Consider the following 24,604-nt stretch of genomic DNA (forward strand, 5'->3'; position numbering starts at 1 on the left):
CTACCCCGAACAGCCTGGGCGCGCGAGTTCCCGGCCGGCCGGGACGGCAGGCCCATGACGCCCGGGTCGCCGGGCGCAGAAGGTTCAGCGGTCACCATCCGATCCGGAAGAAAGCGATCGAACATGGTCAACCGCAAGATGTTCACCAGGGCGTTCGTCGGACTCGCGGCGGCGGCCGTGGCCGCGTTGACGGTGCTGGCGCCGTCGGCGACCGCGGACACCGCGCAGAACGCGCGGCAGGTGGCGGTTCAGCACGCGCTGGCCGTGTCGCCGAAGCTGGCGGACGCCGGGTGCACGGGCCGCACGTTGCCGCTGGACTGCTGGGTGCACGAGCCGATCGTGACGGCGCCGAACACCACGTACCCGACGATCCAGTTCCTGCCCGGCGACCACGTGACGGTCGACGCGGGCGGCTGCGTGCAGACCGGCGGCCACGGCCTGACCTGGAAGCGGTACGTGAACCCGTCCTCGGACAACGGCCTGTACCACGGCACGATCACCATCCCGGGCGCGACCGGGAACGTGCAGCTCTGGACGGCGGTGGGTCGCACGTTCACGGTCGGCGGCTCGGGCGGCTCGCTGGTGCTGGGCTACCAGGACGACGGCTACTCGGACAACGGGTACTACTCGCACGACGACGGCACCGGCGACCAGTGCAAGGGTGTCGGCAACGCCTGGGTGCACATCGTCATCAGCTGAACCCGCTGATCAGCCGGTAACGGGCTCCGCGTGCGTCGGGAGGCGCACGCGGAGTTTTTCCCTTGCCAGCCAAGCGGCTTCGGTTCTGGTCCGCGCCGGCAGCTTGACCAGGATGTTCGACACGTGGTTGCGGACGGTCTTGACGGTGATGCCGAGGTGCCGAGCGATGGCGTTGGTGCCGGCGTCCCGCACCAGCATTTCCAGCACGTCCTGTTCACGCCGCGTCAACTGCGGGAAGAACGAGTCGACCCGCGAACCGCCGATCTGCCGGCGCACCAGCGGCGCGAGATCGGCGGTGACGAAGAGCCCGCCCCGTGCCACCACGCGAATCGCGGTGAGAATGTCCTCCGGCCCGGACTGCCTGGTGATGTAGCCCGCGGCGCCGGCCGACATCGCGGCGGTGATGTCCTCGAAGTGTTGCGACGCACTGACAACCAGCACGGCGGCGGACGCGGCGACGCGCTCGACGAGGTCCGGGCCGATACCGAGAACGACGACCTCGGCGCCGGCGGTGCGCACCGTGTCGACGAGCTCGTCGTGGGTGCCGGCGACGGCGACGACCTCCAGGTCGGGGGTGTGGGCGATGTGGGTGCACAGACCGTCGACGAACACCGGCTGACTGTCGGCCAGCAGAACTCTTGTCATATCCCGATGGCGTGACACGGCATGTGCCATCGCGTGTCACGTATCTTGTCGGGTTCGCCCGGCTCATCTGTATGTGTGGACCGATTCGTCGGCAGGACAGCGGAGTTGCGCCGTCTGGAGTACGCGTGGCGCGACACCGACCGGGGGCGTCTGGTGGCCGTGAGCGGCCCGGCCGGGGTGGGCAAGACGAGGCTGTGTGAGGAGGCGTCGGTCCGCGCGAAAGCGGCGGGACTGCGGGTGCTGTGGGGTCGTTGCTGGTCGGACGGCGGCGCGCCGGCGTTGTGGCCGTGGCAGCCGCTGCTGGCCGAGCTGTGCGGGCCCGAGACGGCCGCGCTGCTCAGTTCCGACGCGGAGAACGTTGATCCGGCAAGGTTTTCGCGGTTCCAGGCGGTGTGCGACCGGCTGGCCGACGCACTGGAGCACGCCCCGACGATGCTGGTGATCGACGACCTGCACGCGGCGGACCCGGGCGCGCTGCTGCTGACCAGGTTCATCGCCAAGGCGCTGCACCGGTTGCCGCTGGTCCTGGTCGTCACGCACCGGCCCGGGCTGCCGATCACCGACCTCGGCGACGAGGCGCTGCCGATCGCGCTGCGGCCCTTCGACTTCGACGAGACCCACGACTACCTTGTCACGAACGGGATCGAGCGGCTCGACAGCCCGCTGACGGACACCATCCACCGGCTGACCGACGGCAGCCCGCTGTTCCTGCGCCGGCTGGTCGCGCTCGGCGCGGCCGACTTCGTCGGTGGGCTCCGGGAGGCCATCGAGCAGTCGTTCGCGCAGCTCACCGGGGAAACCGTGCGGCTGCTGGCCGTCGGAGCGATCCTCGGCGACTCCGTGTCGTCGGCGGAGGTCGCGGCGCTGCTGGACGTCCGGCCGGCGCAGGTGATCGACACCGTGGAATGCGCCGTACAGGCCGGCTTGGTGACGACCGGCGGCACGGACTCGTTCGAGTTCAGCCACGACCTCGTGCGGCAGGCGGCGTTGTCGCAGCTCACCGGGGCAGAGTTGCTGGACGCGCACGCCCGTGCGGTGGACATCGTCAAGCACAGTGCCCGCAAGGCACATCACGCGCTGAACGCAGCGCCGCGGTCGGCGGCGGATGCCCGGCGGGCGGTGGAGGTGTGTCGGTCGGCGGCGGCGACGATGGTGCGGCGTTTCTCGTACGAGCAGGCGGCATCGCTGCTGGCCCGGGCGGCGGAGTTCGGCGAGCCGTCGGCGGAACTGTTGCTGGAGTGGGCAAACGCGGTGCTGGCGTCCGGCCGCCTCGCGGAGGCGAGGGTGTTGTTCGACCGGGCGGCGGACGCGGCGCAGGACGAGCGGGACCCGGTGCTGTACGCACAGACGGCGCTGGGACTGGGCGGCATCTGGCTCAACGAGCGCCGTGATCAGCTGGAACGGCACCGCATGCTCGGCGTGCAGCGGAAAGCACTCGCCGGACTGTCGGAGCAGGAGGTGACGTTGCGGTGCCGGCTCGAGCTGCGGCTGGCGGCCGAGCTCGTGTACAGCGGCGGTCCGGTGGCCGAGGTCATCAAGGCCGTCGACGAGATCCGGCTGCTGAACGACGATCGCGCGCTGGCGGAGGCGTTGTCGCTGTGCCATCACGCCTTGTTGACGCCCGAGCACGTGCGGGAACGGCTGGTCATCGCCCAGGAGCTGATGGCGGTCGCGGCGGCTGCCGGCATCGACATCCTTGCCCTGCAAGGGCTGTGCTGGCAGACCGTCGACCTGTTCCACCTCGGGGATCCGCGCGCGGACCGGTCGCTGGCCGAGTTGCGCAACCGGGCCGACATGCTGGACTGCCACAGCGTGCGGTTCATCGTCGCCGCACTGGACGTGATGCTGCTGATCAGGGCCGGGCGCCTGGAGGAGGCCGAGGAGCAGGCCGGGCGGTGCCTGGCCCTGGGCAACGAGGTCGGCGACGCGGACGCGATCGCCTACTACGGCGCGCATCTGCTGGCCATCCGGTGGTTGCAGGGGCGTGGCGCCGAACTCCTCGACCTCGCGGTGGAGATGGCCAACTCGCCGACGTTGATCGAGGCCGAGTTCACCTTCCGTGCCACGGTGGCCCATCTCGCCGCCGATGCCGGCCGGCACGACCAGGCGCGATCGGCGCTGGCCCGGCTCACGGTGGCCGGGATGGACGCGCTGCCGCGGTCGAGCACGTGGCTGTCGGGGATGCTGGCGATCGTCGAATCGGCGGCCTCGCTCGGCGACGCCGACGTGGCGCGGCAGGCGTACGACCTGCTGTTGCCGTTCGCCGAGCAGCCGACGATGCCGTCGCTGGGCGTGGTCTGTTTCGGCTCCACGGAACGGACCCTGGGCATCGCCGCCGCGACCTTCGGCGATCTCGACCGGGCCGTCGGGCACCTGCGGCGGGCCGTGGCGACGAACCAGCGGCTGGGCAACCGGCCCATGACCGCGTGCAGCAAGGCCGATCTGGCCACGGTGCTGCGCCGACAGGGCGAGCACCGTGCCGCCGAGGAGCTGCTGGACAGCGCCGTGAACGAGGCGACCGCGATGGGCATGCGGCAGCGGGCCACGGCCTGGGCAGCCGGTCGGACGTCTCGGCACGTCGCGATGCGGCGTCAGGACACCCGTTGGCTGGTCGGCTTTCCCGGCCGGGAGGTGCTCGTCGACGACCTGATCGGCATGCAGCACCTGGCTCGGCTGCTCGCGCACCCGGACGTGTCGATCCCGGCCGTCGAGCTGGCTCACGGCGGCGCGGAGGCTGCGTCCGACCAGTCCATTCTGGACGATCGCGCCCGGGCGGCGTATCTGGCCCGGGCCAACGAGATCGCCGGACAGATCCCCGACGCCGAGCCGGCGCGGGCAGAGGAGTTGCGGCGGGAACTGGACGCCCTGGCCGCCGAACTGGACGCCACCACCGGGCTCGGCGGCCGCAGCCGCAGCTTCACCGGGCCCGCCGAGCGCGCGCGGACGTCGGTGCGCAAGGCGATCAAGCGCGCGGTTGATGTGATCCGCGCGGTTGCCCCGGAGGTGGCGGCGGTGTTGGACAGTACCATTTCGACCGGTTTCCAGTGCGTCTACACGCCGGACCGCTGACCCGATGGGGGTGGCCAGCGGTCCGGCGGTTCCCCCCGGCGTGCAGAGCAGCCCCCGAATCAATCCAACCACAGGGGGCTGACAATTCGGTTTGAGCGGGCGGGTGGCCGCTGTCGCTCGGACCGAAGTGTCAGCCCCTCCGACTAGTATTGATTCGGGGGCTGTTCATTTCGGGGGCCCGGGCCAGCGGTCCGGGCCTCCTTCGTGGCTGGACCGCCGGCGAGCCGACGGGTTCAGCCACCTTTCGGGCCGGACCGCCGGCGGTCCGGGCGCATCAACTGATGGCCGCGGCGAACAGGTGCAGCCGCGCGTTGCTGGGCAGGCTGATCGAGGCGACCTGCTTGCCCGCGGTCAGCGGCACCGAGGTGGCGTACAGGCTCACCGGATGGTTCGCCGGCAAGGTGCTGCCGGCGGGTCGGTTCCAGTACGGGGCGGTCACGACCAGCGTGCACCCCGGCACCGCGGCGTCGGAGTACCAGTCCGCCAAGGTGATCGTCCCGGTGGACGTGGTGCCATCCGCGTACGTGACGGTCACGGTGCCGGACTGGGTGCCGTTGGTGCCGGTGCCGAGGAAGGACAACGTGCCGCCGGGACCGCCGACCTGCACCAACTGCCCGGCGGTGGTGACGGTGTTCGCCTGCCCCGCCGGCACATTCGGCCAGGTGAAGCCGCCGACCGAGGCACCGGGCGTGACACCGACGGTGGCAAGCGCCTGCGCCGAATAGCTGTAGCCGGAGCCGTCCAGGTTGCCCAGGGCGGCGTCGGCGTCGTCGCTGACGCCGACATCCGTGTAGGCGGCGGCCAGATTCTGGTACGCCACCTGCACAACGGCCGAGCCGTCACCGGGTGAGGTACGACCCGAACCCTGGTGACGAGTGCCGCCCTTCAGCGACGCCGAGCCGGGCGTGGCACCAACCGGGACACTCACCGACCACGTCGTCGACACCGACTGTCCGGAATGGACAGTACGGAACTGCGACGGCGACGTGGCGGTGGCCTTCCAACCAGCGGGCACGGTCAAGGACAACGCGGCGTCCCGAACGTCCTCGGTGGCGCCGTTGGTGAACGTCGTCGTCACCGACAGCGTGGTTCCGCCGAGGGCCGACGCCGGGGCGGCGACCTTGGTGAAGCGCGGACCGGAGGTGCGGTCGACCCGGAAACCGCCGGACAGCGGCAGGTTCCGCGACGAGTCTCCGATGTGGACGGTGTACTTGCCGACGCCCAGAGTCCATGCCTGGGCGTCTGAATTCCAGTACGACGCGGCCTGCGCGGAGATCTCGAAGGTGACCCGCTTGGTCTGCCGCGGGGCGAGATCCACCTTCTGGAAGCCCTTGAGCTGGTTCGCCGGCTCCCCAGTGGCAGCCGGATCGCTCAGGTACAGCTGCGCCACCTCGGCGCCGGCGCGCCTCCCGGCATTGGTGACGTCGGCGCTGACCCGGATCTTGCCGTCCTCCCGCAGCGTGGAGCCGTCCACCCGCAGGTGCGAGAACTGGAAGGTGGTGTAGGACAGGCCGTATCCGAACGGATAGACCGGCGTGAGGTTCTTGGCGTCGTACCAGCGATAGCCGACGTCCAGCCGCTCGGAGTACTGCACCTGCGCGTTCACGCCGGGCCACTGCGCGGCGGTCGAGGCCGGCACCTGGTCCAGCCCGGTCGGGAAGGTGACCGGCAGCTTGCCGGACGGGTTGGCTTCACCGTAGAGTAGGGCGGCGATCGCGTTCCCCGCCTCCTGCCCCGGGTACCACGCCTCGAACACGCCCTTCACCTTGTCCAACCACGGCATCGTGACCGCGGAGCCGGTGTTGAGCACGACGACGGTGTTCGGGTTGACGGCCGCGACCGCGTCGATCAGCTGGTTCTGCGTTCCGGGCAGCTCGATGTTCGCCAGGTCGCTGCCCTCGGACTCGAAGTCGTTGGCGTACACGATCGCCACGTCCGACTTGGCGGCCAGCGCGACGGCCTGCGCCAGCAGGTCCTGATTCGGTTGCGCCCAGCCGAGGTTGACGGTCGCGTCGCCGCCGGACTGGTAGTAGTCCACCTCGATCTGCGCGGGCGTGCCGGCGGTGAGGTCGACCGCGGCGGTCTCGGTGTGACTGGCCTGGTCGCGCCAGTTGTCGATGACTTCCTTGCCGTTGATGAAAAGTCGACTGCCGTCGTCGCTGGACAGGCCGAATGTGTACGTGCCGGTGGCGGGCGGCAGCAGCGTGCCCGTCCACTTCACGGAGTAGTTCGTCGTGGACAGCCCGGGCACCGGCGACTTTCCGGTCCAGTCATAGGAAACCGTCGGGTCGGTCTGGGTGACCACCGGCGCTCCGTCCAGGGTCTTGTTGTTGAAGTACTCGCCCTGAAGGCCGTGTCCAGTGCCCGACGGCGGCGTGAAGAACGAGCTGTCGATGGTCGGCAACTGGCCGTTGGGGCTGAGGTTTCCCTGCGCGTACTGGACATCCGCCGAGCCCGCGCGGGCCTTGATGCCGTCGAACGGCGTGACAGTGCCGGTGCCGGCGACGACCGCGCTGCCGCCGCCGGCGGTGAGGGCGTCCTTGCCGGCCCCGTCGCCGATCACGGCGATCGAGTGCACCTTGTCAGCGTCCAGCGGAAGCACGTTGTCCTGGTTCTTCAGCAGGACCGCGCCGTCCTCGGCGACCTTGCGCGCGGTGTTCACGTGCGCGGGCGTGGAGGCGACGGCGGTCGGCGTGTCCGGCGACGGGTGATCGAACAGCCCGAACCGGAACTCCTCGCGCATGATCCGCGTGACCATGTCGTCGACCCGGCTCTGCGGCACCTTTCCGCTCTGCACGGCCGTCCGCAGCGCGTCGCCGAAGAACGTGCCGTCGGGCATCTCCATGTCCATGCCCGCGTTGGCGGAGGCGGCGGTGCTGTGCGTGCCGCCCCAGTCGGAGGTGATGAAGCCGTCGAAGCCGAACTGGTTCTTGAGGATGTTGTTCAGGTACGCGTTCTCGCACGCGTAGACGCCGTTGATCGACGAGTACGAGCACATCGCCGACGACGGCCGCGCCTGGTCGACGATCGCCCCGAACGCGGCGGTGTAGATCTCGTGCACGGTCCGGTCGTCGACGACCGCGTTGTCGGACACGGTGTTGCGGTTGGTCTCCTGGTTGTACACCGCGTAGTGCTTGACCTGCGCCATCACGCCCTGGGACTGGATGCCCTCGATGTCGGCGGCGCCGATCTGCCCGGTCAGGTACGGGTCCTCGCTGTAGCTCTCGAAGGCCCGGCCCCAGCGGGGATCGCGGACGATGTTCACGGTCGGCCCGAGGTCGACGTCGACGCCCTTGGCCTTGTCCTCCGCGCCGATGACCTGGCCGTAGCCGCGGGCAAGCGCGGGGTCGAAGGTCGCCGCGAGGTCGGCGGCCGCGGGAAGCTGGGTGGTGTCGGCCATTCGGACGCCGACGGGTCCGTCCTGCAACTTCAGCGCCGGGACGCACAGCCGCGCGTCGCCGGGGATGAAGCCCGTGTAGGCGGAGCCGGCGGCCCCGTGCACCATGGTGATCTTCTCGTCGAGGGTCATCTGCCTGAGCACCTGCGACGTTCGGACGTCGACCGGTGCGTGCGAGCCCACCCAGGGGCACGCGGGGTTCGAGCCGCCGGGATCGGCGCTCGAGGGGACGGGGATCGCCGTGCCGATGACGAGCACGACGCCGATGGCCAACGCTCTTCGCAGTACCCGCATGAGGCCCCCTTGCCTGCCGCGACCACGTTCGCTGAATGGTTCTTACGACGTGGCTACGCGACAGACAAGGCGACCCGGCCGAATTGTCCGGAACCGGTCACGGTACCGATTCCGCTCACCACCTGCGGTGGCAGGCGAAGTGCGCCGCATCGACCAGCGAGTCTCGGCCGTGTGCCGCCATCGGCACCTCGTCCAGGGCGCCGACCGCCTGCGCCACCAGTGCCTCGATCTTGCACTCCAGCTCGTCGACGGCGCCGCTGCGCAGCAGCAGCGAGCGCACGGTGGCCAGATCGATGTCGTTGGCCTCCAACCGGGTCAGCAGCTCGCGGTCGCGGCCGGTGGCGCGGTGGCGGACGATGTCCAGCAGCCGGGTCGCCTTGTGGTGCACGATGTCGCCGCCGACCGGCTTCCCGGTCTCGGCCTCCTCGCCGAACACGTCCAGCAGGTCGTCGCGGAGCTGGAAGGCCTGGCCGATGGCGCGGCCGTACACCTGGAGCGACGGCGTGATCTCCGGGCCGCGCGGGGCCAGCGCGGCGCCGATCAGCAGCGGCCCCTCCACGGTGTAGCTGCCGGTCTTGAGCAGCGCGGTGCGGGCGGCGATCTCGCTGTTGAACTCGCCCGACGCGGTGGTCTCCAGGTCCAGGTACTGGCCGTGCATCAGCTGGGTGGCCGACCAGTAGAAGGTGCGCAGCGCGTGCCGGGGCAGCGTGGTGGCCAGCTCCGTGCACAACAGGAAGGCGAAGTCCCCCAACAGGATCGCCATGTTCTCGCCGTAGCGCTTGGGGCAGCCGCGCATGCCCAGCGCGCGGTGCCGCTCGGCGAAGGTGACCTGGAGCGTCGGCATGCCACGGCGGGTCGCCGACTCGTCCATCACGTCGTCGTGTACCAGCGCGAAGGTGTGCAGCATCTCCAGCACGGAGCCGGCGTCGATGGCGCAGTTGTCCTCGGGGTCGCCGCCGCCGGCGACGAACGCCCAGTGCACGAAGGCCGGGCGTATCCGTTTGCCGCCGGCCAGCGCCATGCCGCGTAGCTCGGACAGGCCGAACATGCTGGGACCGATCCCGTCGACCAGCGCCCGCTCGAACAGCGCGGACAATTGCTGGTCGACCCGGCGGCGGATCCGGTCGAGGTCGGTCTGGAAACGGTCGAGCGTGCTTAACTGGTTCACCCTTGCCTCCACGGTTAGAGACTGGCTACAGCGACGCCGCTGCCCGGCACGGATTCGGACAATTCATGGACGGATCCGAGTTCGGTGGAACCATTCCCGCCAGTTCGTCCGACCACCCCAGTGTTTGTGCTGGCGAAATGTATTCCAGCGGTCGAACCCCCCGCAAGAAGGTTCGGGTACCCCCGTCCACCGGTCGATGCCCATAATTACCTACGGGGGCCGCCGCATACGACAACCAGACTGGGTAAACGCGTAGTTGTGGAACGTAGGGGGGCACACCCGCCGTTTCCCCAGCGTATGCCATACCCCCTGGTTCGGGGCGGGCCGTGCACGGTCCCGCCGCCGAACGTCCGAAGGCACTGCCGAGAAAAAGCCCCAGGGCCCACCGACATATACGAACGTACCTGTAACCCCGGCGAGTCGCGCTCTCAGACAGTGCGAATGTAAGTCCGGGACATGTACGTCAGACTTACATTCGGTGTGCCCGAGAGCGCGACTCGCCGGGGTGGCGAGGGCTGCTTATGATCACCGGCATGGCGAGTGTTGAGCCGCAGCCGGTGCTGACGCCGTTGACGGAGGCGGCGATCTTCCTGGTGGCGACGGTGGCCGACGGCGGCGAGCAGGCGACCCTGGACGTGCTCGGCGACGTGGCCGGGCTGACCCGGTCGGTGGGGTTCCGCATCCCCGACGGCGGCCTGACCTGCGTGGTGGGCATCGGCTCGGACGCCTGGGACCGGCTCTATCCGGGCCTCCCCCGGCCCGCCGGCCTGCATCCGTTCGTCGAACTCCAGGGCAGGCACACCGCACCGGCCACGCCCGGCGACCTGCTGCTGCACGTCCGCGCCCGGCGGATGGACCTGTGCTTCGAGCTGGCCGACCGGATCACCACCCGGCTGGGTGAGGCGATCACGGTCGTGGACGAGGTGCACGGCTTCAAGTACTTCGACCGCCGGGACCTGCTCGGCTTCGTCGACGGCACGGAGAACCCGACCGGGCGGGAGGCTGCCGAGGCGGTCACGATCGGCGACCAGGACCCCGCCTACGCCGGCGGCAGCTACGTGATCGTGCAGAAGTACCTGCACGACCTGACATCGTGGCACGAGCTGTCGACCGAGGAGCAGGAACGGGTCATCGGCCGGACCAAGCTCGCCGACATGGAACTGGCCGACGACGTGAAACCGGCGAACTCGCACGTGGCGCTGAACACGGTGACCGACGAGAACGGCGAGGAACGCCAGATCCTGCGCGACAACATGCCGTTCGGGCGGGTCGGCAGCGCCGAGTACGGCACCTACTTCATCGGCTACGCGGCCCACCCGGACGTCATCGAGACGATGCTGCGCAACATGTTCATCGGCCGCCCCGAAGGCAACACCGACCGCGTGCTGGACTTCTCCACCGCGGTCACCGGCACGCTGTTCTTCGTGCCGACGGCGGATTTCCTGGAGGAACCGCCCGAACCCGAGCTTTCCCAGGACGAGCAGCCCGCCGAACCGGTGACGTTCTCGTTGCGCGTCGGCAGTCTGAAGGGGAGCCAACGCCCGAGAGGAAGTCGAACACCGTGAACAACCTGCATCGGGAACTCGCGCCGATCTCCGAGGCGGCGTGGGCCGACATCGAGGCGGAGGCGCGCCGCACGTTCACCCGCCACGTCGCCGGCCGCCGCGTGGTGGACCTGGTCGGACCGGCCGGCGAGACGCTGTCGGCGGTCGGCACCGGCCACCTGGTCCAGGTGAACGAGGCCACCGAGGGCGTGCTGCTGCGCCGCCGTGAGGTGCAGCCGATCGTGGAGATCCGGGTGCCGTTCACGGTCAGCCGGCGGGCGGTCGACGACGTGGAGCGCGGGGCCAAGGACGCCGACTGGGACCCGGTGAAGGACGCGGCCAAGCAGATCGCCTTCGTCGAGGACCGGGCCATCTTCAACGGCCTGGCCGGCGCCGACATCGCCGGCGTGCGGGCCGCGACCACCAACGACGCCCTGACGCTGCCGTCGGACGTCCGCGAGTACCCGAACGTCGTCGCGCAGGCGCTGAGCGCGCTACGGCTGGCCGGTGTCGACGGCCCGTACAGCCTGCTGCTGTCGGCCGACGCCTACACCGCCGTCGAGGAGACCACCGATCACGGCTACCCGATCCGCGAGCACCTGGCTCGGGTGATCCACGGCGGCGACATCATCTGGGCGCCGGCGATCGACGGCGCGTTCCTGCTGTCCGCCCGCGGCGGCGACTACGAACTGCACCTCGGGCAGGACCTGTCCATCGGCTACCTCTCGCACGACGCCGAGAGCATCCAGCTGTACTTCCAGGAGTCCCTGACCTTCCAGGTGCACACCGGCGAGGCCGGCGTCGCGCTCCAGGCCTAGATCCGGCCCAGGCGGTGCAGGTCGTCCACGATGGCGTGGACGACCGGCGCCGTCTCCGCCATCGCGCGGTATTGCGCGTACGTGTGGTACCCGCACTCGGCGATCTCCGAGTTCGCCGCCGGCTCGCCGTCGAATTCCCCGGTGTAGCAGGTGATCCGCACCTGCGTGCCGGCCGGCCGGTCGTGCGCGTCGCCCTCGAACACGCCGTGCGGGCGCACGGTTTCCGGCCGCAGCGCGCAGCCGATCTCCTCCGCCACCTCCCGCGTCAGGGCCGCCAGGTCGGTCTCCCCCGGCTCGTACTTGCCACCGGGCAGGTAGAAGGCCTTGCGGCCGTGGGTGCGGACGAGCAGCACCCGCTCGTCACGGACGTGCACCAGCGCGACGGTCTCGATCACGTCGGAGACGCTACTGGCCCCGGCGGGAGCCGGGGCCAGTAGGTCATCGGTCAGAAGAAGGCCAGGCCGTGGCCGTTCCGGTTGTGCAGGAGTCCGTCGCTGGTCTCGTAGATGCCGGTCCTGATCGCCTCCGGGCTGTTGTACGTCTGCCGGTTCGGGCCGGGCCGCTGCGGCCCGAGGTTGTAGCTCGGGCGGGAATAGCTCGGCGCCGCTCGCCCGCCGCCCGGTGTGGACGCCCGCGGCGGCGCCGCCCAGCACGCGCAGACCCCGGTGCCGCTGTTGCACCACGAGTTGTCGAGCGGGTTGGCCAACTTCTGTTGTGTGCACGGGTACGGCCCCTGCGTGGTCGGCGTCGGCCGGCCGCAGCTGTCGCCCGTGCTCTCCGGATCGTCGTCGGACGGCGGGTACATCACCGCCACCATCCCGCTGCCGGCGGCGGCGCCGTAGTTGACCGCCTGCGCGTCGGTCTCCCAGTCGAAGGCGTGTTGGCTCACCGTCCGTCCGGCCCTGAACATCTTGTTGTTGATGAGGTCCTTCGAGTCCGCCGCGGCCTGCTTCGCGAAGCGGCCCATGCCGAGCGCGATCGGTCCAGAGATGATCGACAGGGCGTCGATGCCGGCGGTGAGGTAGTCGCCCTTCTTAGCCGCTTCGACGAAGTCGATGCCGGACAGGCCGATGCCGATCGCCATGGTGGCGGCGGCCACCCACCCGACGCCGGGCACCAGCAGCGACACGGCCGAGACCACGGCGCCGATCTGCGACTTGTACTTGTCGACCCACTTCCACCCGTCGGAGATCCGGTCGCCGGCCCAGTGGGTGACGTCGGAGACCCGGTCGCCGACCCAGTCCGTGGCCTTCTTCAGCCAGCTCCACAGCTCCCCGGTCGGGTCCATCTTGGTGACGGGGTTGTCGTCGCTGTAGGTGTAGCCGGCCATCTGCTGCGGGTCGGACAGGTCCAGCTGCGGGTCGACGGACAGGAACCGGCCCAGGGCGGCGTCGTACTCACGGGCGCCAAGCTGGGTCAGCCCGACCGACTTGTCGATGGTGCCGCCGACGAAACCCTTGTCGCCGGGGAAATCCGCGGCTCCACGCGCCCCGCCGAACGGCAGCTGCCGGCGCTGCGTCACCTTCAGCGTGTCGGCATTGATGGCGACCATCGCGGTGCCCTGGGCGTCACCGGACAGCCAGGTCACGCCGGCCGCCGTCCGCATCGCGACGGTGGTGTCGCCGTGCTGGTAGTACCGCGTGCCCTCCAGCTTCCCGGACGACTTGGTCAGATGCAGCTCCTGCCCCTGCAAGTACAGCGTGGCGCCGTTGGCATCGTGCTCGATCAGCCGGGTGCCGTCGGCGTCGTAGAGGAAATCGGTCTTGTCGCTGCCCTGGGCGACCGTGGCCAACCGCCCCTCGACGTCCCACGTCAGCTGCTGCGTGCCGCCGGGCAGCTTCCGCGTGATGGTATTGCCGCTGGCGTCGTACAGGTACTGGCTGGCGGTGGCACCGGCCGGGCCAGTGGTCGCCAGTGCGGAGAGGCTGTGCCCGGTGCTGGCAAAGGTGCCGGTGCTCACGGTGTCGCCGGCCGTGGCGTGGTCGGTCTGGGTGAGCCGGTTGCCCATCTTGTCGTACGTGAACGACTGCCAGTACGGCGCCGGTCCGGACAGCGCCGTGGCCGAGGGCGCCGCGGAGCAGTCGCCGGACGGCGTCCAGGCCTCGCTGACGCGCTGGAGGTAGTCCAGCGCAAAGCACTGGACGTCGGCCGGCTTGCCCTGCGGGGTGTCCGCGATGGACGTGATGTTGCCGGACTGGTCGTAGCTGTAGTGGGTGTCGGCCTGCATGGGCGCCGGCACTTCGGCGTCCACAATGGACCGGTTGAGGCGACGGGTGTGGTCGTCGTAGTAGTTCGACATCCACACGCGCTTGCCGGTGTCGCCGAGCTGCGTGCGGGCGACCTCGCCGTAGCGGGTGTAGGTGGTGTCGGTGACGTAGTCGGCGGTGTTGCCGTCGAAGCCGCCGGAAACCGTGGTGAGCTCGGCGAGGTCGTTGTAGCCGAAGGTCAGCGACTCCGCCGGCAGGTCCCCGATCGCCGCGAAACCGGCGCCGGACACGCTGCCGTCCACGTCGTACTTCGCGGTCGACGTGTACGTACCCGACAACGCGCCCTCCGAGGAGGGAATGGCGACCTGCACACCGATCGACTTGTACAGGGTGTTGTAGCCCAGCACCGTCGCCGTGTAGGCGTTGCCGTTGACGAACCGGGTGCTCGACGCGCGCTGTCCCTTGCCGAACGGCGCTGTGTCGTACGTCCACTGCGCCTGCACCGCGTCCCCGACCTTCTCGCCGGTCTTGCGGCCGAGCTTGTCGTAGTCGTAGGTGAGCGTGACGCCGCGGGCGTCGGTGGTGGTGTGGAGCTGGTTCGCCGCGGTGTAGGTGATCGTCGTCGTGCCCTTGTCCGGGTCGACGTCGGTGGTCTCGTTGCCGCGCAGGTCGTACGAGCGCTTCCAGACGTTGCCGGCTGGGTCGGTCGCCGTCGCGACCTTGTCCGCAGGCGTGTAGGTGTACTTGGTGGCGTCGAAGTCGCCGGTGGGCACGCGGCCGTGGTACTGGTCCAGTTCCACGGTGTGGTTGCGGGCGTCGACGATGGTGGTCGTCGCGGTGCCGCCCACTGGCGGGGTGACGGTGGTGCGGTCGCCGTCGTAGGCCATGACGGTGCGCCGCAGCTCGTCGGCGCCGCCCTTGACGATCTCCGCGGTCTTGCGTCCCGCGCCGTCGTACTGGCTGACGGTCTGCTGCGGGACGTCCACGTCTGCGGCAATCCACAGCTGGTCGTCCACCGACGAGGCGGTGAAGTACGGCTGCGTCAGCTTGGCCTGCCGGCCCTGCGAGTCGTACTTGGTGTCGGTGATCAGGCGGCCGCCGTCCGCGTCGACCTGCTTCTGCCGCAGCCGAAGTAGGCCGTCGTAGAGGTCCTTGACGGTGGTGTACTGGCCGTTGGGGCCGATCGAGGACGTGGTGACCACGGTCGGAGCGTCGTTGTGGTAGGCGTAGGAGAACTTGGCGTTGCCGCCCTGCCCGGCCGTCCGGGAGCGGTTGGGCTGCCAGATCTCCGTCCTGTTGCCGAGCGCGTCGTAGGCGGTCTCGGTGACGCGGTTGTTGGCGTCGACCACCTTGGTGGTCTGCCCGGTGGCCGAGTCGATGGTGGTGGTCGTGGCCTGGTTCAACGGGTTCGTGACGACGGTCTGCGTCAGCGGACCACCGCTGGCCGGTGTGTACGCGGTCGTGGTGATGTTGCCCAGGGCGTCACCGCTGCTGGTGACGCGGCCCATCGCGTCGAACGCCGCCGTGCTCTGCTTGAGGTAGACCGCCCCCGAGGCCGGGTAGCTGTCGAGCACCTCGGCGGTGGTCACGTCGCCGGCGGTCGGCGCGACGCCGAAAGCCTTGCCGTCGTATGAGCTCCGGGCGCCCGACACGGCGTTGTCCGGGTACTTCGGCGTGGTCGTGCAGGCCACGGAGACCGTCTCGGTCTGGGATGCGAAGGCGATCAGCCACTTGTCGGTGTTGCGGACGTAGGTGGTGCGGACGCACTTGTCGTCGGCCGGGGTGGAGACGTCGCCGAGGTCGTTGGTCGAGACCAGCTGACCCAGATCGTCGTAGCTCTGCTCGGTCCGGGTGGTACGCCAGCCGCCCGCGGACAGCGCCGTGTAGTCGACCGTGACGCCGGGCTTGACGATGTACGCCTTGAGGCTGCCGCGGGTCGAGGTCGGCCCCTGCACCGACGGCGTCATGATCGACTTGGACATGACCTGCTCGCTGGGGCCGTTGTGCACCTGCGACTCGTACTCGAAGCCGGCCAGCCAGAGGTCGTCCTTGCGGACGCCGCCCTCGGAGTCGGTGACGCTGACCGACCGCGTGCCGGACGGCTGCTTGTCGCCGTCCATGCCGCGGTAGAACCGCTCCTCGGTCATGGTCTGCGGCCCGGCGAGATCGTCGGCCTTGCCCTTGGTGATCCGGACCCGGCCGAAGCCGCGGAACTCGTTCCAGTTCCGGTCGGCGTCCTTGGTGAACTCGGAGGTGTCGTACGCCCACGCCGCGCCGTCGAGGTAGTCGTAGGCGGTGACGTCCTCGGTGTTGGCGGCGATCATGTCCGACTGCGTCACCTGCGCCACGACGTACTTGTTGAAGTAGTCCGTCTGCGGGGTGAAGTCCTTCTTCTGCCACTTCGCCGGGTAGCAGCGCATGGTGTTGGTCTCGGGCTTGGCCGGCAGGTTGTCGGCCGTGCAGTCCGGCTGCGCGTAGGTGATCGTCGTGACACCGCCGGTCTCGGACACCACCGCGGTGACCCGGTAGCGCAGCAGCGGGCCGAGACCGTCCACCTTGTCCACCCGGTTGGCGAACTTGGTTCCCTCGAAGCGAACCGAGGGCATGGTGATCGCCGGCTGCCCGTCGGCCTTGCCGGTGTGCGTGATGGACTTCAGCCACAGGGCGGGCTTCTCACCGTCACCGTTGGTCGGGAACTGCTGGTCCAGCGACCACGACTCGACGTCGGCGTAGGTCGAGCCGGTCAGCACCTGGGTGGTGACCTGCGACAGCCGCTTGGTCGACCAGAAGGTCGGTCCGTTCTGGTCCTTGCACGTCGAGCCGTCGCACTTGTCGTCCCAGGGCACGTCCGGCCAGTTGTCCTTCTTCGACGGCGTGCAGTCGCTGCCGGGCACGCACCGATCCGCGGTGGTGAACTCCACGCGGTCGGTCGCCTGCTGATTGGAGCCGTCGCGCAGGCCGTACAGGGCCTCCTTCAGCGTGCCACCCCGCACGTAGGACACGGGACTGTCCTTCATGTCGGCGCCGTAGGAGTTGGCCTCGGTGTCGTAGTCGTACTCGATCACGTTGCCGTGCCGGTCGATCACCTTGTCCAGGTTCCACCGCCACGCCTGGGTGCACTGCGACGCGTCGAAGGTGCCGCCGTGGCAGGGCTCCCCCGCGTCGTTGCCGTACACCGGCACCGTCCACGTCGACTTCGCGTCGGAGCGATCGCCGAACAGGTACTGCGTGCCGTCGACGGTGGTGACGCGCCAGTACTCGCCGTCGTTGTCGCCGTTGTTCGCGCCGGTCAGCCGCTCGATGCGCGACCCGTCGTCGGTCTTGTTCTTCCAGACGCCGGTCTTGTCGTCGCGGATGAGCTGCCCGCCCCCGCCGCCGTAGGAGGCGAAGGCGTTGTCGCTGCGCCAGCACATGTCGCCGACCTTGACCGGCGTGCTGTCGTCGCTGCACGGGATGTAGCTGCGTTCGATGAAGCCGACGGACAGGTCCCAACCGTCGCCGATCCACGACGCCTGGTTGTTGGTGGCGCTGGTCCGACCGTCCACACCGGACGACGCGTAGCTGATGGCCAGCTTGGGGTCGAGCTTGCCGGCCGACGGCGGTACCCGGAGGGGGTATGACCAGCTGAAGTCGCCGGTCTGCGCCGAGACGTTCCAGGACGCGGACGGGGACAGCGGCGTGGCCTTGTCGGTGCCGCCGCCGTCCTTCGTGTCGGTGCTGGCGGGCTGGTCGCCGTGCAGCTCGCTGCCGCTGGCCTGGTCGGCCGGGCGGGTGCCCATCTGCTGCTGGCTGACCGGGGTGGACGGCGTGTTCTGGAGCGGCACGGAGGGCTCCCCCGCCCACGCCGCGGTCGGCGTGAGCAGGGTGAGCGCGGTGGTCACGAGCACCGCGGGCAGCACGCCGGCGATGGCACGTCTGGTTCTGCGCACGATGGCCTCTTTGCTGGTCATGACTCGAAGACACCACCCGTCGGCGCGGTGACCGGGGCGTAGCCGAGCGGCTTGTCCACGGCGACGCCCTCACAGGTGGGCGCGACCGACACCATGCTGTCCGCCGGCGGCACGGTGCACCGGGTCAGCGGCACGCTGCTCGCGGCGTCAGCGGGAGCCTGGGTCGACACGTAGCCCTGGGCGGCGACGACGGTCTTGCCCTCGCAGCCGGTGTCGTTCGAGTCGAAGGAGTCGGAACCGTTGCGGCACAGCATGAGCGGCTGCAGACCAGCACCGCTGACCAGCGACGTGTAGCCCTGCCAGGCGTCCGTGCGGTAGCCCGGCGGCGCGCCGTCGATGGTCGTGATGTGGTCGTAGCCGGCATCGACGTAGCGGTTGAGCTCCGCGTAACCGACGGTGTAGCCGAGCGTGGACTCGACCGTCTTGCCGCCGCAGGTGGCGTCGCGCGAATCGAAGTGGTCGGTCCCGGCGTTGCAGCGGTAGATCGGCACGGTCGGGATGTTGTTCGGCTGCGCGGTGAAGACCAGGCCGACCTGGCCCATCTTCGTCTTGCCCTCGCAGTCGTCCTGTTTGGACGTGAAGGAATCCGCGCCGTCCGTGCAGGCGTACAGCATCCGGGTGTTGTCGCCGGCGGCCGCGGGCAGGCCCAGGGCCGCCTCGAGGTGGTAGCCGGGCCGGACGGTGTCGGTCATGCCGGTGTAGTGGTCGCCGGCCCCGTTGACGAAGCTGCCGAGCTCACCCTTGACCGGCGCGCCCCAACTTCCACGGTCCTGCACGGTGTTGTCCGGAACGACACCCTCGCCGACCCGAACCTCGTCGACCGCGCCGGGGAAGAAGGCCGCCGGCTGTCCGTTGGCCAGGTCCCGGCCGACGACCAGTTTGCCGGTCGCCTTCCACAGCACGACGTTGTCACGGGTGCCGGCCAGTTGGCCGTCGACGTAGAGCCGGAGCTGCCGCGCCGGGTAGTCGTACACGCCGGCCACACTGGTCCACTGGTTGACCGCGGCCGGGTTCGCCGACGCGGCGTACACCAGCGGCGCGCCGTCGGTGTCCGAAGTGGACGCACCGAAGGCCCAGCGCTTGATGTCGGCCCGGTACTGGAGGTGGTAGCCGCTGTTGCGGGCGCCGTCCTGACTCAGGATGGTGGCGTCCTGGTCGTCGCGGGCCAGCTTCGCCCACGCCGACACGGTGAAGCTGTCGTGCATCGGCAGCCCCGACGGCGTGGTCATCACGCCGGTCTTGCCGTCCAGCTGCAATGCCTTGCCCACGCCCGCATCGGCCACGAAGCTCGTCGTGCCCGCGAGCGTGCCGTCGTACTTGCGCCAGGTGGAGTCCTTGGCGCTGCCCTCGTCGAACCGGTAGTAGCCCAGGTCGGCGTCGTAGATGTCGTCGTGGATCTTGCGCGCCTCGCCGTCGGAGATGGCCTTGGCGTACACGCGGGTGTCGTCCACGACGCCGTTCAGCAGCGCCGAGGCGTTGCCGTTCCACTTGACGCGGCCGACGGTCATCGGCCCGCCCGCCGGCAGCACGGTGACGCCGACCTGCGCCCCGGACAGCAATCCGTTGACGTACAACCGAACCTGGTGCAGGTTCGCGTCGTAGGACATGGCCAGGTGCGTCCACTCGCCGGTGTTGGCCGGCTCGGTGGAGTTCAGGATGGTCACCGCCGAGCCCGGGTTGTCCTGGTCGACGGTCGGCATGATCACCGACCACTTGCCGCTGGGCCCGTTGTAGGCCAGCGAGAAGGGGCTGATCCGGTTGCCGTCCTGGGCCAGCACGGTCTGGTTGTCCGTGCCGGCCTTGAGCAGGTAGACCCAGGTCGCCAGCGAGAAGCTGTGGCCGGTGTCCACGACCGGGCCGGCGGTCTGCCCGTACGCGGTGGTGCCGTTGAAGTCGACTGCGTAGGTGTTGCGGCCGCCGATCCACGACGCGTTGGTCAGGGTGAGGTCCATGCCCCGCCCGGTGCTGTCCTTCGCCGTGGTGCCGGTGTTCTCGTCGTACGTCCACTGCGCGGCGTCGGCCTTGGGCAGCGCCGAGGCAGTCATCGCCGGGTACGAGTGGTACAGCGCGCTGACCTTGTCCTTGTCCAGCTGACCGGTGTAGAGCCGGACGTCGTCCACGCTGCCGGGCCAGAACTCGGCGTTGTCTCTGTTCGTCTTGCCGCGACCGATGACCAGGCCGCCGGACGGCTGCCACGGCGAGTTCAGCGTGCCGTCGCCGACGCGGGTTCCGTTGACGTAGAGCCAGACCTTCTTGGTCGTCGGGTCGTACACGCCGACCAGGTGCGTCCAGGCGTTCAGGTCGGACATCTCCGTCGACACCGCCGCCTTCGTCACGACGGCGTTGTCCGCGTCGGATTCCGGCATCTCGAACGTCCACGCGCCGAGCTGGTTGTTGTCGGCGTCGATGACGTGCCCCAGCCGGAACTTGCTGGAGTGGTCGCCGTCCACGGTGACCGCGTCGACCTTGCAGGCCGACACCTTGGTCAAGTCGCAGTCCTTGCTCTGCAACAGAACCCACGCCGACACGGTGAACGCCTGGTCCAGCCGGAGATCCACGCCCGTGGTGGCGGCGTAACCGGTGGTGCCGTCGAACGTGCCGGCGTTGCCGACCCGGCCCGGTGTGAAGCTCGCACCGCCGGTCAGGGTCGCCCCCCGCGCGCCGACCGCGTCGGCGGCGTTGTGGCCGCTGGACTCGTCCAGCGGGTAGTTGTGCACGAGCGTGAGGTCACGCCCGGCCATGGTCTGGATCTCCGTGGCGAACAGCGCCCGCGAGTACACCGAGACGTCGTCGATGGAGCCCGCGAGGTACTCCACCGGCGCGCCGGCCCACTTCGCGCGGCCGATCTGCAAGCCGCCGGTCGCGTTCCAGGTCTGGGTGTGCGCGACCGAGCCGACCAGCGCGCCGTTGACGTACAGCTGCGACTGGTGCGCGCTGGAGTCGTACACGGCGACCAGGTGCGTCCACTGCCCGACCTGGACGGACCCACCGACGACCTCGTCGCGCTGGGTGCCGTCGTCCGGGGCGTCCTGGGCGAACATCACGAAGCCCCAGCGGCCGTCGGACCGGGCCCGCAGCTTGAACGCGCTGTCCTGCGTGCCGTCCTCGGACACGACCGTGGCTAGACTGGACACGCTGTCCACCCTGGCCCACGCCGCCACCGAGAAGCTGCGGTCGACGTCGACCACGTGCGGCAGGCTGACTGCCGAGGTCTTGCCGTCCAGCCGCACCGCGAGGTCGTTCGGGTCCGGCATCGACGACTGGCCGCCGGTGTAGTCGACCGCGCCGACGGCCGTGCCGTCCGCGCCCTTCGTCGAGGCGTCCTTGAGGTTGCCGTCCAGCTTCCAGTTGCCCTGGGTCACGCTGGCCTGGCTGACGATGCCGCGGATCTCCTCGTCCGACAGCACCCGGCTGTAGGCCCGCACGTCGTCGATCGCGCCGTGCCAGTTGTTGGTCATCGTGCCCTGCCACAGGCCCCGCCCGAACAGCATCGGCCCGGTCGCGTTGAACGCGCCGGTCTGCGCGGCCGTGCCGGCCAGCACACCGTTGACGTACAGCCGGATCTGCTTGTTCGGCGCGTCGTAGACGGCGGTCAGCTGGGTCCATTCACCGGTCTTCGCGCCGGTCGGCCCCTGCACGATCGAGTCGCTGGCCCGGGTCACCGAGTCCGCCGAGGTGGTGTAGAACTCCCACTTCGCGCCGTTGGGATCGTTGCGGTAGTCGAGGAAGAACGCGCTGTTCACCGCGCCGGTCTGGGACACCACGGTCACGGCGGTGTTGGGGGCGACGGTGTCGAGCTTCGCCCACGCGGACACGGTGTAGCTCTGGTCCGTGCGCACCACCGGCGAGCCGGTGGACACGTAGTCCTCGTTGTTGTCCAACTGCACCGCGCCGTTCACGGCGCCCTTGGCGATGAAGTGCGCGCCGGCCTGCAACACGCCCGCGCTGCCGCCCGGCACGCTGTTGGCGGCGGTGCTGCCGCTGGTCTCGTCCAGCTTCCAGTAGCCGACCTGGACGTTGTCCCGGCTGACCGCCGCGCTGATCTCGCTGGCGGTCAGGCTCCGGTCGTACACCTTGACCTCGTCGACCGCGCCGATGACGTAGTCGCGGTTGGGATCGGAGTCCCACAGCGTCCGGCCGACCCGCAGCGGGCCGGCGACGTACGGCACCACCTGGGTGCGCGGCACGGTCGCCGACAGCACACCGTTGACGTACAGCCTGAGCTGCTTGCTCGGGGCGTCGTAGACGGCGGTCAGCTGCGTCCACTGGCCCAGTTGCGCCGTGTTCGCGGAGACGGCCATGTCCGTGCCGACCGGGTTGTAGACGCCGAACACCCAGTGCCCGCCGTTGTCCGGCCGGTACCAGAGATCGAAGCCGGCGAACTTGTCCCCGTCCTGGCTGACGATCGCCTGCGCCCCGGCCGGGTTGGTGATCTTCGCCCAGGCCGAGACGCTGAAGCTGGCGTCGGTGCGGACGGTGTTCCCGGCGGTCATGTAGCCCGAACCGTCCAGGGTCAGCGCGGAACCCACCGCCCCCGGCGCATAGGTCGCGCCGCCGGCGAGAGTTCCGTTGCGGCTGCCCAGGTACGCGGTGTCGTTGGCGTTGCCCTCGAACGACCACTGGGCCAGCGGGCCGTTGCCGGCACGGACGTAGATGTGCGTCTTCGTGGACGGGCTGCGGTTGCCGGCCCGGTCCACGCTCTGCACGTACAGGTCCTGCGGCCCGTCCTTCGGCGGCGCGATGCTCACGGTCGCGTTGCCGCCCAAGGCATCCGCGTCCACCTGGGTCGACGGCGGATCGCTCCAGCCGTACAGGTAATGGTCCACATCGGACACCTTGTTGGCGCCGAAGGTGAACGTGCCCGGCACGCCGACACCGCCGTGCCACTGGTTGTCGGCCTGGTACAGCGTGCCCGTCACGACCGGTGGCTGGTCGGGGGCGACCCGGTCCACGATGAACGGGCCCGGACCGTTCTTCCAGTCGCCGCCGTCGGGACCGTCGCTGCCCCACAGCGTCCAGCTGACGTTCTGGCCGTTGCGGTTGCGCAGGTCGACGTCCTGGGTGAAGACGCTGCCCGAGGCCAGCGTCGGCCCCGCGTGGTGCTCGGACGCGCCGCCGTAGACGTCCCACTCGGCGGTCAGCTGGTCGTTGTCCGGGTCGGTCAGCTTGCCCTGGAGCCGGATCGAGTCGTCGCCCACGTACGCCTCGCCGCCACACCACTTGCAGATGTGCAGCGGCGGCTGGGTCGCCATCTCCACCGGCGGGTTCGGCCGGGTGTTGTAGTTGACGATGATCCGCGTGGCGGACGCGTCGAGCTTGCGCCACGCGAACTTGTCGCCCTCGTCGTGCGCCCGGATGTAGTACGCCGACCAGTTGCTGGGGCTGATGTACTGGCCCACGTTGAAGCCCAGGCCCTTGTTGCCGCCGCAGCCGGTGTAGGCGCTGTCGCCCGGGCTGGTGTCGACGAGGGTGCCGCCCGGCGCGTTGTTCCAGGTGGTGCCGGCGTCGAAGGTCCGGTCGGCGATGTACAGGTCGTAGTCGCGGGTGTTGCAGCTCGGGCCGTACACGATGGTCGCGTCCAGCTCGGTGCTGATGATCCGCTTGCCGTTGAGGAAGCTGGTGTCGAACTGCCAGTACGTGCGGGCCACGCCCACCCCGCCGCAGCCGGACCAGCCGACGCAGTCGCCGACCTTGGCCCACGTGTCGACGTCGCCGCCGCCGTACCAGTGGGTGCTGTCCGGCGAGTCCCGGAACACCTTGGTCCAGTCGCTGCGGTCGAAGGTGTGCCAGTCGGGGTCGATCACGATGGGGTAGCTGGCGTGCGGGTCCGTCAGCATCGAGTGGTCGGGCACCAGCGTCAGCGACGCCTTGTCCAGCCGCACCCCCACCGACGCGAGCCGCCGCGCGCCGTCCCACATGGTCGACGGCGGCGTCTGGAACACGACCTCGCCCTTGGCGTCGAGCGCCTGCACGACGCCGTTGTCGCCGGGCTTCACGGTGAGGCCGTCGGTGGTCAGGCCGAGCCGGATCTCCCCCACCTTCGCGGCCGCCGCCGGCGTCTTCACGATCAGGTGCTGGCTGAAGCTGTCGGACTGCGCCTGGAGCACGAGGTCCACGCCCGGCAGCACATCCGGGTAGGTCGCGTCGGCCCCGTCGAGCGTCGGCTTCGGCAGCGGGGTCGGCCAGCTGAGCGTCAGCGACTTGCCGGGCGCCCCGAAGCGCACCAACGGCGTGTTCCCGCTCCCGGAGAACACGACGTCGGTCGACACCGTCCTCGGCGCCACCGTGTTGCCGCTCTGCGCCAGCTCGGTGTCCACCGGCACCCAGCTCTGGCCGCGCTGCACCTGCATCGGCACCGTGGACAGCTCCGCCGTCAGGCTGCCGTCCGGCCGCGCCGAGACCTTGCGGGTCGGCGTGCCCAACGACGTGACGACCACGGGCCGGTTCTGCCGCTTCGCCGCGGCGAACGCGGCCGCCGGGTCCGCGGTCTCGGCGATCGGATGGAAGTCGGACGCCACCGGCGGGAACAGCACGCCGGTTTGCAGCGCCACCGCCATCGTCGCCACGATGGCGAGCACCACGGCCACCACCAGCCATCTCAGGCCGTGTCTCGGGACGGATTCACGCATCACTGCCAAGCCCCCTGAACCTCTCGAATCCCCAAAAACCCGGGCGGAGGCTGGCACGGCGAGCTCCCACCGGCCTTGCAGAAACCTTGAATGCGCAGGTGAGGGACGTTCCGACGGCGGTTCCCGCCCGTCGAGACGTTCGATGAATTGCGTACTTCGATTGCAAGTTTGCGAATATCAATGC

The 24,604-nt window shown here is 69.8% G+C and carries 10 protein-coding genes; 4 read left to right on the plus strand and 6 right to left on the minus strand.

Features of this window, described 5'->3' with window-relative positions; translation table 11 throughout:
• Positions 1–123 precede the first annotated feature (123 nt).
• Positions 124–699, plus strand: coding sequence for a hypothetical protein (locus BCF44_RS08030; protein WP_116173472.1), 576 nt, complete (start codon positions 124–126; stop codon positions 697–699).
• 9 nt (positions 700–708) lie between these two features.
• On the opposite strand, the gene BCF44_RS57445 is transcribed toward BCF44_RS08030, so the two are convergent.
• Positions 709–1,344: a LuxR C-terminal-related transcriptional regulator gene (locus BCF44_RS57445; protein WP_246014883.1), complete on the minus strand. Its 636-nt coding sequence runs from the start codon at positions 1,342–1,344 to the stop codon at positions 709–711.
• 75 nt (positions 1,345–1,419) lie between these two features.
• On the opposite strand from BCF44_RS57445, the gene BCF44_RS08040 reads away from it, so the two are divergent.
• Positions 1,420–4,413, plus strand: a complete 2,994-nt coding sequence (locus BCF44_RS08040; protein ID WP_170217391.1) for an ATP-binding protein — start codon at positions 1,420–1,422, stop codon at positions 4,411–4,413.
• A gap of 274 nt (positions 4,414–4,687) precedes the next feature.
• Here BCF44_RS08040 and BCF44_RS08045 read toward each other — a convergent pair whose 3' ends face one another.
• Positions 4,688–8,104 carry a glycoside hydrolase family 3 C-terminal domain-containing protein gene (locus BCF44_RS08045; protein ID WP_116173475.1) on the minus strand — a complete coding sequence of 1,139 codons (3,417 nt, stop codon included), beginning with the start codon at positions 8,102–8,104 and terminating at the stop codon, positions 4,688–4,690.
• A gap of 115 nt (positions 8,105–8,219) precedes the next feature.
• On the minus strand, positions 8,220–9,272 hold the full coding sequence (locus BCF44_RS08050; protein WP_116173476.1) for a polyprenyl synthetase family protein: 1,053 nt from the start codon (positions 9,270–9,272) through the stop codon (positions 8,220–8,222).
• A gap of 533 nt (positions 9,273–9,805) precedes the next feature.
• Between BCF44_RS08050 and BCF44_RS08055 the strand changes: the two genes are divergently transcribed.
• Both BCF44_RS08055 and BCF44_RS08060 read left to right on the plus strand, forming a co-directional pair.
• Complete coding sequence (locus tag BCF44_RS08055; protein ID WP_116173616.1) at positions 9,806–10,837, plus strand: Dyp-type peroxidase; 1,032 nt, start codon at positions 9,806–9,808, stop codon at positions 10,835–10,837.
• Entirely contained in the window at positions 10,834–11,634 is an 801-nt protein-coding gene (locus BCF44_RS08060) for a family 1 encapsulin nanocompartment shell protein (protein ID WP_116173477.1), read from the plus strand. Before BCF44_RS08055 ends, BCF44_RS08060 begins: the two co-directional genes overlap by 4 nt.
• Here BCF44_RS08060 and BCF44_RS55370 read toward each other — a convergent pair.
• Genes BCF44_RS55370 through BCF44_RS08075 form a run of 3 tightly spaced genes read right to left on the minus strand, consistent with a single transcriptional unit; the run spans position 11,631 to position 24,420 of the window.
• Complete coding sequence (locus tag BCF44_RS55370; RefSeq protein ID WP_170217392.1) at positions 11,631–12,029, minus strand: NUDIX hydrolase; 399 nt, start codon at positions 12,027–12,029, stop codon at positions 11,631–11,633. The two genes, BCF44_RS08060 and BCF44_RS55370, sit on opposite strands and share 4 nt — an antisense overlap.
• A 50-nt stretch (positions 12,030–12,079) precedes the next feature.
• Positions 12,080–17,791 (minus strand): RHS repeat-associated core domain-containing protein, encoded by a 5,712-nt coding sequence (locus BCF44_RS08070; RefSeq protein WP_116173479.1) that lies wholly within the window; start codon positions 17,789–17,791, stop codon positions 12,080–12,082.
• A complete protein-coding gene (locus BCF44_RS08075; protein WP_147328430.1) occupies positions 17,788–24,420 on the minus strand; it encodes a LamG domain-containing protein in 6,633 nt (2,210 codons plus the stop codon). Before BCF44_RS08075 ends, BCF44_RS08070 begins: the two co-directional genes overlap by 4 nt.
• Between the last annotated feature and the right edge of the window lie 184 nt (positions 24,421–24,604).

It is taken from the genome of Kutzneria buriramensis (assembly GCF_003387475.1).
GTDB lineage: Bacteria > Actinomycetota > Actinomycetes > Mycobacteriales > Pseudonocardiaceae > Kutzneria > Kutzneria buriramensis.